Annotated in this window: 12 protein-coding genes; 2 read left to right on the top strand and 10 right to left on the bottom strand. The window is 32.0% G+C overall.

What is annotated here, in order from left to right:
* Nucleotides 1-233: 233 nt before the first annotated feature.
* Nucleotides 234-1,151: a hypothetical protein gene (locus tag AAGD36_RS06845; RefSeq protein ID WP_341751509.1), complete on the top strand. Its 918-nt coding sequence runs from the start codon at nucleotides 234-236 to the stop codon at nucleotides 1,149-1,151.
* Nucleotides 1,136-2,938, top strand: a complete 1,803-nt coding sequence (locus AAGD36_RS06840) for a glycosyltransferase family 2 protein (protein ID WP_341755410.1) — start codon at nucleotides 1,136-1,138, stop codon at nucleotides 2,936-2,938. The genes AAGD36_RS06845 and AAGD36_RS06840 overlap by 16 nt, the downstream gene beginning before the upstream one ends.
* A 251-nt stretch (nucleotides 2,939-3,189) precedes the next feature.
* Here AAGD36_RS06840 and nuoH read toward each other — a convergent pair whose 3' ends face one another.
* The 10 genes from nuoH to hemW form a co-directional block, all read right to left on the bottom strand.
* Nucleotides 3,190-4,221 carry an NADH-quinone oxidoreductase subunit NuoH gene (gene nuoH, locus AAGD36_RS06835; RefSeq protein ID WP_341755409.1) on the bottom strand — a complete coding sequence of 344 codons (1,032 nt, stop codon included), beginning with the start codon at nucleotides 4,219-4,221 and terminating at the stop codon, nucleotides 3,190-3,192.
* Entirely contained in the window at nucleotides 4,218-6,266 is a 2,049-nt protein-coding gene (gene nuoG / locus AAGD36_RS06830) for an NADH-quinone oxidoreductase subunit NuoG (protein WP_341755408.1), read from the bottom strand. Before nuoG ends, nuoH begins: the two co-directional genes overlap by 4 nt.
* A 301-nt stretch (nucleotides 6,267-6,567) precedes the next feature.
* Nucleotides 6,568-6,921: a TrbC/VirB2 family protein gene (locus tag AAGD36_RS06825; protein ID WP_341755407.1), complete on the bottom strand. Its 354-nt coding sequence runs from the start codon at nucleotides 6,919-6,921 to the stop codon at nucleotides 6,568-6,570.
* Between the two features lie 245 nt (nucleotides 6,922-7,166).
* Complete coding sequence (locus AAGD36_RS06820) at nucleotides 7,167-8,480, bottom strand: MFS transporter (protein WP_341755406.1); 1,314 nt, start codon at nucleotides 8,478-8,480, stop codon at nucleotides 7,167-7,169.
* A 306-nt stretch (nucleotides 8,481-8,786) separates the two neighbouring features.
* Nucleotides 8,787-9,278, bottom strand: coding sequence for an ATP F0F1 synthase subunit B (locus tag AAGD36_RS06815; RefSeq protein WP_341755405.1), 492 nt, complete (start codon nucleotides 9,276-9,278; stop codon nucleotides 8,787-8,789).
* A complete protein-coding gene (locus AAGD36_RS06810) occupies nucleotides 9,278-9,757 on the bottom strand; it encodes an ATP F0F1 synthase subunit B' (protein WP_341748044.1) in 480 nt (159 codons plus the stop codon). Before AAGD36_RS06810 ends, AAGD36_RS06815 begins: the two co-directional genes overlap by 1 nt.
* A 6-nt stretch (nucleotides 9,758-9,763) precedes the next feature.
* Nucleotides 9,764-9,988 (bottom strand): F0F1 ATP synthase subunit C, encoded by a 225-nt coding sequence (locus AAGD36_RS06805; RefSeq protein ID WP_341748043.1) that lies wholly within the window; start codon nucleotides 9,986-9,988, stop codon nucleotides 9,764-9,766.
* Between the two features lie 91 nt (nucleotides 9,989-10,079).
* Nucleotides 10,080-10,808 carry a F0F1 ATP synthase subunit A gene (locus AAGD36_RS06800; protein WP_341755404.1) on the bottom strand — a complete coding sequence of 243 codons (729 nt, stop codon included), beginning with the start codon at nucleotides 10,806-10,808 and terminating at the stop codon, nucleotides 10,080-10,082.
* The gene (locus AAGD36_RS06795; RefSeq protein WP_341755403.1) at nucleotides 10,808-11,083 is read right to left on the bottom strand and encodes an AtpZ/AtpI family protein; all 276 of its coding nucleotides are present in this window, start codon (nucleotides 11,081-11,083) and stop codon (nucleotides 10,808-10,810) included. The genes AAGD36_RS06800 and AAGD36_RS06795 overlap by 1 nt, the downstream gene beginning before the upstream one ends.
* A 205-nt stretch (nucleotides 11,084-11,288) precedes the next feature.
* Nucleotides 11,289-12,485, bottom strand: coding sequence for a radical SAM family heme chaperone HemW (gene hemW / locus AAGD36_RS06790; protein ID WP_341755402.1), 1,197 nt, complete (start codon nucleotides 12,483-12,485; stop codon nucleotides 11,289-11,291).
* Between the last annotated feature and the right edge of the window lie 363 nt (nucleotides 12,486-12,848).

Below are 12,848 nucleotides of genomic sequence, written 5' to 3'. Positions count from 1 at the left end.
TTTTTTAGATCCCCGCCGTAGCTCCATCGTTTTGACGTTAGCACTACAATTGTAGCATTAAGTATAGCATATATTTTTTAGGTACTAATAGATTTTTGAAAATTTTTTATAAGAAATTCAATTTTTATATAGAACTTAAGATTATTTATTAGTTGAAAATTTATTAAAATATCTATTTATTAAATTTATAATAGTTGTATTTTAGTAAATTTAAACTATTAATTGTTATTTGGGTGAAAACAACAACCATATTTATACTCCTGTTTATAATTTCTGTAACAAACAAGATTTATGCATCAGCTTGGTTAATTGACTCAGGCAAGTACAAATATACGGTTACTGCTAGCAATATTGATAAAAATTCTAAAAATATTAAACAAGTAAGAGCCAATCTTTTTCTACAAATTCAGTGTAAATTGGCATATTTAAAAGATCGTATTAAGTTGGTTAATAATTCATCGGCTCTTTATAATAAGTTATTTAGGCAAATTCAATTTTTAGAGCGTAGATCTAGAGAAATATCCTCATACCAAGACGAATTAATGCGAATTTTTGCTATCGAATATGGAATTAATAAAAACCAAAATTTAGGAATTCAATTACTTTATAAAGAAAATAAATTCCAGGGAAGTAATGACATGAACTACCTGTCTAATAATAAAGAAATTGGTATATTTTATAAAATTAAGCTCTTTCAGAACACTAATAGGATAGTCTCAGTTCAGCCAAGAATATATATGACCAAAGATGGTTGCCAGCAGCAATTTTCCTATGAATTATTATTGCTATCAGCATTTTCCAAAAAAATTCGTACAATTTCAGTATTTGCTGAAAGTGTTTTTAGTTTTGGGCAAGACCTAAATAACCCATATACAAGAAGAAGTTATTATAGTTTTTCAATATCTGAAGGCATTGAATTTCAAAATGGCATTATGTTAGTAGACTTTACCAAATATTATACTAGGAGAAATTACGGTTCTATTTATAATAGAACTTTATATAAGCAATTTTCAATTGCAAAAAAGATTAAATTTGGTAATCTAAAGAAGAATAGCCTAACAACACAAATAGGGTATTTTTGTGATAAAAGCCTAATTAATAAGCATTATAAAATATCAGGAGTAATATTTTCAATATGGATGGATGTATAAAAAATATTAATAGAGCATTTTTAGATATTCTACTAAAAGAACAACTACTTACGGATTTACAAATATCTCACGTTAAGTTCAAATTAATTGATAGTACTGGAGAGAATGATTTTTTTAACGTGATAATTGCAGAAGGAATTATTAATAATGAGATGGTTATAGATATTTTGTATAAAAATAAATTATTGCCTTTATTGAATGTACAAGAAACACAGGTTAAGATTTGCGATTATGCAAAAATTGATCAATATGTAGAAAATGGTTATTTCATTTATGAAAACGATACAAGCAATAAAGTGCTTGCTATAAATGACCTAGCTTATTTAAGGAAGTTATCAACAATACATTATAATGTACAGATTAATTTGGTCAGAAAGAATGACTTCTATCAGCTACTTGAGCAGAATTTTAGCCATTTGAATATAATCAAATCCAAATATTTTCTTGAATTTATCTCAGTATACATGGTAGCAAAAAATATCAATTACACTAAGTCAATTATCATATTTTTTGTAATATATTTTGGAATATTATTTAATTTTAAACATCTTTTTCATCTGATTAACATTATTTGCTATTTTTCACAAAATATTTTAAAAATTATGCTATTTAACCAAGCTGTAATTGTACAAAATACAGTGTTTAAAAGTAGTGATATCTCCATTTTAAAAAATGATCCTCTACCTATTTACACTATTTTACTTCCATTATATAAAGAATCAAGCAAGCTAAAGTCAATTATTAGTTATATCTCTAATATTAATTATCCTAAACATAAATTAGATGTCAAAATTATTATTGAAGCAGATGATTATTTGATGATCAAGGAAAGTATCCTATATGAATTACCTTCTTATATACATTTGCTTAAAGTACCTTTTAGTTTACCTAGGACTAAACCTAAAGCCCTTAATTATGCCATGCAATATTGCAGAGGAAAGTATGTAGTAATATATGATGCAGAAGATAGACCTGATGCTGATCAACTCCTTAAAGCAGTAATAGCCTTTGATGAATTACCAAAAGAATATGTTTGTTTGCAGGCTAAACTTAACTTCTATAATGAGAATGAAAATTTACTCACTAAACTTTTTAGCATAGAATATTGTTTATGGTTTAAATATCTTCTGAAAGGTTTAAGCTTGATGGACTTACCAGTAACTCTTGGAGGAACTAGCAATCATTTTAAGGTTGACGCCTTACAAAAAATAGGTTTTTGGGATGCTTATAATGTTACTGAGGATGCTGATTTAGGAATTAGATTATATTCTTTTGGTTATAAAGTTCATATGATAGATTCTTATACTTTAGAGGAATCACCTATAAATCTTATAAGTTGGATAAATCAAAGATCTCGCTGGATAAAAGGATTTATCCAAACATTTTTGGTATTTCTTGCCCAAAAAGACAAATATAAAAGGTTTAAATTTTATCAAATAACTACTATTTTCATTTTTATTGGTTTTTCTTCTTATGGTTTTTGTTGTTTACCATTTCTAATACTAACTATTAAAATTAATACATTCACCATAATTAATTATTTATGGATAATTAACAGTTTTTTTGCTTTTTCATACCTTTACGGAAGTGCTTTTTTTATTTTACTGACTAATAAAAAAGGTAAAATAACTAATTTTCGAGTATTAGATATTGCTGCCTTGTTTGTGTGGCCTCTGTATTTTCTACTACATACGATAGCAAGTTATAAGGCGATTTGGGAGATTATTTTCATACCCTTCAAATGGGATAAAACTCAGCATGGGATTAGTACTCTAGACCTTGAATAAATCAGGGTATACTCGGTCAACTTCAAGAATTAAGGTCGTCGTGTCTAAATATCCATAGTATCTTACATTTTTCTATAATCGTCATAGCAAGGCTCTTTAGATGCCGTGGCGATCCAGGTAAACAGCGAAGCTGTTTTTTTAGAGTAACGCTTCGCGTATTCTAGATTGCCGCGTCGCCGCTTTTTCGCGACTCCTCGCTAATAAACGATCAGCAGCCATTTTAATAATGATTATATAAAAAATGTAGGGTACTATGGCAGAATAGTATGGTTTGGTAAATTATCGGTAAACATTAAAACACTTGATATTAACACCACCCAAAATAAAGTAAAAGGTAAAAATACTTTCCAACCTAACCGCATTAATTGGTCGTAACGATATCTAGGCAATGTTGCTCTTATCCACAAGAAACAAAATAATAAAAACCCAACTTTTACTACAAACCAAATAAAACCCGGCACAAAATTTAGGAACTTAATACCAAAAGGCGGCAAATAGCCACCTAAGAAAAATGTTGTGGTCATACCACTGGCTAAAATCATATTAGCATATTCGCCAAGAAAAAATAAGGCAAATCCCATGGAAGAATATTCAACATTATAACCAGCAACTAGCTCAGACTCAGCTTCTGATAAATCAAAAGGCAATCTATTAGTTTCTACAAGTACTGATATGAAGAATATTACTGCCATAGGTAACAACATCAAATCAACCCACCAAGGAAATAATCTTTGTCTTTCTATGATTTCTGAAAGATTAAGAGTACCTGTTGTTAAAAGTACAGTAACAATCACCAACCCTATAGATACTTCGTATGAAATCATCTGAGCTGACGAACGAATAGCTCCAAGGAAAGCATATTTCGAATTACTTGCCCAACCAGCTATGATTATACCATAAACCCCTAATGATGAGATTGCCATAATATATAAAACACCCACATTGATGTCAGCTAATACCAGTTTTTTATCAAAAGGTATCACTGCCCAACCAATTAAACTAAGCACAAAAGTAACCATAGGTGCTAAGGTGAATAATATTTTATCAGCCTGATTTGGTATAATTGTTTCTTTAAATAATAGTTTAACCGCATCAGCAATTGGTTGCAACAAGCCAAAAGGCCCAACCACGTTTGGCCCCTTTCTTAGTTGCATTAGACCTATTACTCTTCGCTCAGCATAGGTAAGATAGGCTACACACAGCAGAAGAGGAATGGTGATAGATAGGACTTTCAAAGCCACAATAATTAATGGCAATAGATATTGTTGAAAGAACGATATCATGCAACTTTTTCCCTTTCTTGCTTTGACTCCACACATTTTGCCATAGTAACAGATGCTCTACTAATCGAGTCTGTCATATAGTAATTTATAGGTTTAGTCACTATATCGGATTTAAGTAAATTATCGAGGGAGGTAAATTGTATAAAATCACAGCTCATTATCTCAGAAATATTGGCAAATACCGGGAATTCTGCAGCCAACCTAGTTCTTATTTCATCTAAATTATTCATGCCAAGATTTAGCCCTAAATTATTGGCAAGATTATTTATAATAACCCAATCTTCTTTCGCTTGCCCTACCGGACTAGTTGCTGCCCTGGCATATTGTGGTCTTCCTTCAAAATTTACGTAAATAGCATCTTTTTCTGTATAGCTACTAGCAGGAAAGATTACATCTGCTGCATTTGCTCCATTATCACCGTGATGCCCTTGATACACTACAAAAGACGATCTGATTTTGTTCATATCAATTTCATCGCTACCTAGTAAATATACAAACTTAATTTCACCCTTTTCTGCCTTCTGTAAAATTTCATAAACCCCATTCCCCCCATTTCTAGGGCTAAAGCCTATGTCTAAACTACCGACCATTGATGCATGATTATGTAATATATTAAAACCATTCCAATCATCTCTAACTATCTTATATTTATCCACCATCTGATGAATGAGTGCTAAAATAGCATAACCATCATCTCGAGAATATACCCCATCACCAATAATTATAACCGGATTTTTTGCAGCTGCCAACTCCTTAGAAAATTGATGTTCCCCTGATATTATTGCCTTAATTACCCTAGGACTCGCCCCTAATTCATTGATAGCATAAGTTTGGTCACTAATATTACCAATTCGAGCTACTTTTAGCTTGCCTTCTCTTTGCAGAACGCCAATACGTGCATTAAGGACTGGTGCTATCTGTCTAATATTTGTACCAATTAACAAAGCTAGATCAGCTTTTTTAAGTCCAGAGATCGTTGTGTTAAATAGATAGTTTCCCCTACTAGATATGTCTATTTTATAATTAAACTGGTTGCTATCAAAATTATTACATCCTAGCTTCTGTAACAATGTTTTTAATAAAAACATTGATTCGGTACAGGCAAGTGTTCCAGCTATTGCCGCCATTTGATTACCGGCAAGAGACTTTAATTTTTGTGCTACTAGTGCAATAGTATCACTCCAAGAAGCTTCAACTAATTTACCATTTTGTCTTATATACGGAGAATCTAACCTTTGGTATTTCAAGCCATCATAAGCAAATCTTGCTTTATCTGATATCCATTCATCATTAATATCATCATTAACCCTTGGTAATATCCTCATTACTTCAGCCCCCCTACTATCAACCCTTATATTACAACCTTGGGCATCCAATACATCTATTGACTCAGTTTTTTTTAGTTCCCAACTACGAGCTTTAAAAGAGTAAGGCTTTGAATTTAATGCACCAACTGGACAAACATCTATAATATTAGCTGATAACTCTGATGTAAGACTACGTTCAAGATACGAGGTAACTTCCATATGCTCTCCTCTGTAGAGAGCTCCTATTTCTTCAATTCCAGCAATATCAGTGGCAAACCTTATACATCTAGTACATTGTATACATCTAGTCATCTGGGTCTTAATCAAAGGTCCCATATACTTATCTTTGACTGTCCTTTTATTCTCCGAAAATCTAGAACGTGCTCCACCATATTTAAAGGCTTGATCTTGTAGATCGCATTCGCCTCCTTGATCACAAATAGGACAATCTAGGGGGTGATTAATCAATAGAAATTCCATCACTCCTTCACGAGCCTTTTTAACACCTATGGTATTAGTGTGGATAACCATACCTGAAGTGGCAGGCATAGCACAAGAAGCAATGGGCTTGGGAGATTTTTCCATCTCCACCAAGCACATACGGCAGTTACCGGCAATCTTCAAACGTTCATGAAAACAAAAATGTGGGATTTCTATACCAAGCTTGCTGCAGGCACGAAATACGGTTGTGCCTTCCTCTACTTCGACTTCAGTACCATCTATAGTAAGTTTTATCATGATATATTGTATTTTATATTATACCATTTCCCAAAACTAAATTGCTACTCGGAGTACGAGTGTCGAGTACCGGAGCGTACATACTAGTACGTGAGGAGCGGAGATCATGAAGTACGACAACGTGATAATTAGTTTTCGGAAATGGTATTACGTCGAAATTATACCACATTATATGTTACTCACTAATCTAAATTTTCCAATTTTGCAAAATTAACTAACAAAAAGAAAGCAGAGATCTGTATATCATAACTTTTTAGGCTATTTTTTAGATCTCCGCATTTAAGATGAAACAAGAGACAACTTAAGTTCCCGTACATGCTTGACTAGCAGCACCACTACCAGCTACCATGTTTATAATTTCGGGAGCCTTAAACAATATTACAATACCAGTCACAATAACCAATGCAACTTCCCATTTTAATTGTCCTCTGAGAGTTTGAATCCCTAGAACAATTATAGCAATAATTGCTATACCACGAGCTGTATTACCACGAAATAGTAGGATCAGCTTACACAATACATCACCTACTGGATCAGCAGTAGTAGCAAAAGCATCCGATGCTGTAGTAATTAGAGCAATGCTACAAAGAATAAACAGCAAACGCCACACAAAACTACTATCAAACTGTTCAGAATAGGACCTACAAATATTCATATTTTACCTCGTTAACGAATTGTTTTAGACATGTGCAGTGATTCTATACTGTACATTTTTACAGTTCAAGGATTAATATAGGGTGATCGTAATCTAATTAGATAATTGCTGGATAAGCAAGGTTTACGTGGTGTTTTAGTCACAATTTTTGCAAGTTTAATTAATACTCCCGATGTTATCCCTGCACTTCCGGATGTCATCAACTATGATTTTAAACCGATGTCTTACATTAAATTGAGGTTACACTATATAGTTCTCTTTTGTGGGTAACTTCTAGAGTCTTTTTCTAACTTCTCAAAATGCAATAGCCCGTAGGCAAAAGCTATAATTGTAGGAATCATAATAATCAATATCCCCCAATTGCCAAAATAGTCAATAATATAAATGAAACCAAAAGAAGTAATAACGTACATCAAAGCACGAGATACAGAAAATATCACGCTAACACAGGTAAAACGTTTAAATACAGGAAAGCTTTTATAAAAAATTGGAGCAGCAGAGGTATGACAGTACTTAAATAAAATAATGACTATCTGAATGAAAAATAGCTCAAACGGAAAATTAAGATTATTTAGCCAATATGGACAAAATAAAATAACAATAGAATATATAATAAGTATAATTTTTGCGGTTAATAATGGATATACTCTGTAACTTACATAAGATAATATTGATAAGATTAAGAACTCTAATATAGAGACAATAAAATTATGATGAATAACCTCAGTTGATGTATAACCAAAATCAGTCTTGAGAATAGTACCACAATGCAGATAGATAAAATAAAAACATACCGGTGTAGAACACTCTAATAAAAGGAACGCTATTATTGTTTTTTTATTAACGACTGGATCATTATATAATGCTTTTATATCAATATTAGCTTTCTCATATTTCTTTTTTAGTATAAGTTTTGCATTAGCAAATTCAGGTGTTTCCCGCAATGTTGTTTTAGCAGCAAAACCAATCAATGCCACTATTGCACCTATCCAAAATGCTAGACGCCAGTTAAAACCATAGGAAGTAACAAGTGAGGCAATTCCTAAAGCCCCCATACTTCCTAAGGCAGCAGATAGCCCTACCAATGTCACACTTACATACTGGATTGGTGGGTTAATTGTTTCGGTTAAATAAAGTCCTGCCCCTACTATCTCCCCCATAGATGTCATGCCTTGAACAATACGACAAATTGTTATTATCCAAGTAGCAGCTACTCCTATTTGAGCATAGGTAGGAAGATTAGCCATGACAAAACATGATACAGCCATCATAAAAGTTGTAATTATAACAGTAGATTTGCGTCCTATATTATCACCCAACCAACCAAATATTAAGGCACCAACCGGTCGAAAAACAAAGGTAGTACAAAAGGCAAAAGACATCATTAAAGAAGTGAAGTGAGAATCAGCAGGTTCAAAAAACAACTCATTAAGAAACGCTGCCATATGAACATATAACATCAAGTCAAAATATTCTAAAAATGTACCAATTGAAAGTAAGCCCACTGCTTCTTTCTGTTCTCTAGTTAAACTTCTCTGTTCATGCGGATACTTTATCATTTATTTTTCTCCTTTAATGTTAAAATGAGCTTATATATTCTGCTACTTTAAAGAATTGGAGTCTACTTAACCTCAAGTATCAATGTAATAAATTAATAGTAGGCTCAAGTAATCATCGCCATTAGGGGTCACCCTTGTCATTATGTCACTCCTACTCGCCATTATGTCATCCAAACGAAAGCTGGGATATAAAACCATATAACATACCTTTTATGCTATTTTTTAGACCTCTGCCTACGCACAGGTGTGACATTCGAAAGCAGGGATGGACTATTAAACCGATGTCTTACATCGAATTTAGGTACATTATATAAATTTTTTAGATACTGGATTTTCCATGAGTCTCTTAGCTATCTTACTATCTGATATGGAATCGTTTTTTGTAGATCGCATATAGATAGTTACTAATTCTACCATTTTATCACAAAACTCAGATTGTAGCATTTGAGAAGCTTCTAGCTTTTGTCTATTCATTAAATCTATAGTCTCAAGTTTTTTGCTTTCTAGAAACTTATCAATTTCTTCGTTTTGCTGCTTAATTATATTATTGGCAGTTTCTTTGCCATCTTTGATCATTTTTTCTCTTAAAACTTCAATCTGTTGTATTTGGGCTGTAGCATCTTCAAATAACAACGTCATATCTTCGTTAAGTTTTTGGGCTTCTAAAACTTGGTCTTTGATGGCCATAATTTTGTCATCTAACGATTTTAAAATTATATTTTTTATTGGTCTATAGACTAAATACACAAAAATTAGGAAACAGACGGCTAGCCAAAATTTTTCGTCAAACAATTGCATTATTTTATCTTTTTGTAAGATTCTTTTAATAACTCTAAATCAACTTCTTGATTAGTAATTTTTTGAATTAACAATTTTGCTAAATCGATGCATGAGTCATTTTCATTAATCCAAAATAATTTATTAGTTGTTTCTATATCATGACGATTATTGGCAATTTGTGCTTTCAACTCATTATGGAGTTGAATTTTTTTTGATAGAAGAGATGCTTCCATTGCATCCCTAGCTTCTTTTTTAATATTTTCCACTATATTTGATATCTCTGCTAGTGTATTTGCATATTGCTTATGCAAGTCATCAGCTTTTTCCCCAAGACTTTCTGCACTAGCAATATTGCTATCTATATAAGCTTGCCTATTCTCAAGAATCTTTTCAGTTAGCGGTGCAATGAACTTATGAACTAGAAGGTATAAGATACTAAAAACAACTACCAGCCAAAAGATTTGCGAACAATAAAAGGTAACATCAAATTGAGGCATAGTTACTTAGGAAAATATCAACAAAATTGCAATTACGAACGAGAATAAGCCCATAGCTTCCGTAAGTCCAGCTCCAATGAATGCCATTCTTTGTAATTGATCAGTAGCTGAAGGATTACGGGCAATTGAAGATAGCAATGCACTGAATATACTACCTACACCAATGGCCGCACCTGACATACCAATAGCCATTAATCCTACACCAATAAATTTTAGAGACGTTCCGTCCATATGTAAACTCCTAAATATAAAAAATTCTAGGTTCTTGCATATTACTTCATTTTTATCTATAAGACCATAAAAATGAAGTCATACGCAGAACCTAATGTGAATTTACAGCATCATTCAAGTATACACAAGAAAGAATTGTAAATATATAAGCTTGAAGTATTGCTATAAAAATTTCAAATCCAATAAGGATCACAATTAGTGGAATTGGCAAAAATTTAAAGAAAATCATTAATGAAACTATAAATCCTGCCATCACCTTTAGTAATATATGTCCTGCTACCATATTAGCAGCTAACCTTAAAGATAAACTTATAGGTCTTGCTAGATAGGCAAATAATTCTATCAAAATCATAAGTGGAGCTAACCAATATGGTGTACCTTTAGGCAAAAATATTGATAAAAAATGTATACCGTGATTAATAAAACCGATAATGGTAACCATAAAAAATATCATAATTGCTAAGGCAAATGTTACTATAATATGGCTAGTAACAGTGAATCCGTAAGGAAGCATGCCGAGCAAGTTACATAACAAAATAAACATAAACAAAGTAAAAATGAACGGTATAAACTTACGTCCCTTTTCTCCAACATTTTGATTGAGCATCACTGTAATTATATCATAAATTATTTCAGCACTAAGCTGTAATCTAGATGGTATAATTTTTTCACCTTTTAAGGCTAAATAAAAATAGGAAAGACCTACAACTCCAGCAAGCAACATAAACAAACTAGAGTTAGTAAAACTAATATCGAAACCCAATAAATTAATTTCTACTAGTTTCTTTATTGCAAATTGATCTAAGGGACTATGGGACATTATTTCTTATTTAGTTTTTGCCAAATTATTTTAAAACCTGCAAGCATACCTATCAACAAAAATATTATAATACAAAATGGTTTAGAATTAAACAATTTATCTAATGTAAAACCAACAATAAACCCCAGCATCACACTAGAAAACAAATCTAACGCTATAGCCAACGCATCAATTTCTTTTTTTGGATTAAGTTTAGGGTGAAAATGATTATTTGTTTTAAGTTTCTTAATCCTTTTTTGTATCTTATCTAACTCTTTCTCTTTTTGTTCCAACATATACATTAATACAAAGAAGTCTATTTAAACCTCAATTTCGGATTAATGAAATTAACCCGAAATTGGAATGATTTTCATTTACTAATAATCTTATTTTTATACCAATAAAAATAAGATTATTAGCGATAATAGATTAAAATGCATTCGTAGAATCGCTTCAAGAATGCATTTTTCTGATATTCTAGCCAGTTTTGGATTAAAAATTTTAATCCAAAACTGAGGTTTTAAATAACCTTGGCACTATATAGCTATGTAACATTAGACCTTTGTTTGTAAGATTAATATGACCTTTATCACCTAATCCCTCATCCCACCTAAGTAAACCTAGCTCTTTATAGTATGTTGCCTTTTCCATATCTAAAATCTCAAATAATTGTTTACCAATTCTTTTCTGTATACTATCAATAGTTAAACCCTTTTCAAGACGTAGTCCCATCATCAACATTTCTGCAATTATTTCTTGCATAGAAAGTTTATTAATCTGCTGAATACCACATCCTAAACTGTCAACAGCTTGTAACCATTTTTCTGGTTTATGCCACATCATAATACTATATAGATTAGATGTAAAATTACTATCACACATGTTAACCCTGCTGTGGCTACCCGGACCTACACCTAAATAGTTGTCATATTGCCAATATGTTAAGTTATGTTTACATTCATGACCTAATATAGCATAATTTGATATTTCATATCTAAGATATCCTTGGGACTTTAAATAGCAGTTAGTCCACTCATAATGGTCAGCTGCTTGATCTGAGTTTGGTATAGTCAGATTTCCCTCGTTAAACAATTTATAAAATAACGTACCCTTTTCGATTACTAGTTGATACAGTGAGATATGACCTGAGGCAAGTTTCATGGCATTGGTAAGTTCATCTTGCCAACTTTCTAGAGTTTGGTTACTTCTTGCATAAATTAAATCAAAAGATATTCTAGGGAAAAGATGGCGAGCTGTCTCAATAGCTTTGATTGCTTGCCCTACATCATGTTGTCGTCCTAAACTCTTTAAGTCATCTTCCACTAGAGACTGGACGCCAATTGACACACGGTTTATTCCAGCTGATCTAAAGTCCCTAAATTTTTCAGTCTCAAATGAAGTGGGATTTGCTTCTAAAGTAATTTCTGTCTGCTCATCTATTGTTGCTAGATTTGCTATTTTTTTAATTATTCCTTCAACAACAAATGGCTTCATTAAAGATGGAGTTCCACCTCCAAAGAAAATAGATTTTATATATTTATGACCTATAATATCCTTGAAATGATCAAGCTCTAGTTCATAACATTTCAACCATGTATCATGATCTACTTTATCTACAACATGAGAATTAAAATCACAATACGGACATTTTGACAAACAAAATGGCCAGTGTATATATATCGATAAAGGATTTTTCATGTTTATGCTTAGTTGAAAATTACTTCAGCTCATCTTTTACTATCACTACTTCCAAACCCTTTATTTAGGTATATTACCATACGTAAACAATAGTAGCATGTTAGCATCGATATGTTCCTTGAGAGGTGGATAGGTGATCAGATCATAAGATTGTACATCTACTTTAACCGGTAAGTTACTGTCATTACTTCACCATTCTTAATCAAATTAGCGGCAATAGCTACCTTAAGTACGGTATCTAGGGTAATGGTTGATAGTATCACCCCCTTATATTCTAGGTAGTCTTTAAATAACACTCCATTCAATATGTGATTTTAATTATTATCATCATTGGATTCAAAACAAAATAGCAGAAATTGGTAA

Source organism: Candidatus Tisiphia endosymbiont of Ptychoptera albimana (assembly GCF_964026605.1).
GTDB lineage: Bacteria > Pseudomonadota > Alphaproteobacteria > Rickettsiales > Rickettsiaceae > Tisiphia.
The sequence above is the reverse complement of the archived record's forward strand: the minus strand, read 5'-3'. Positions and strand labels throughout refer to the sequence as shown.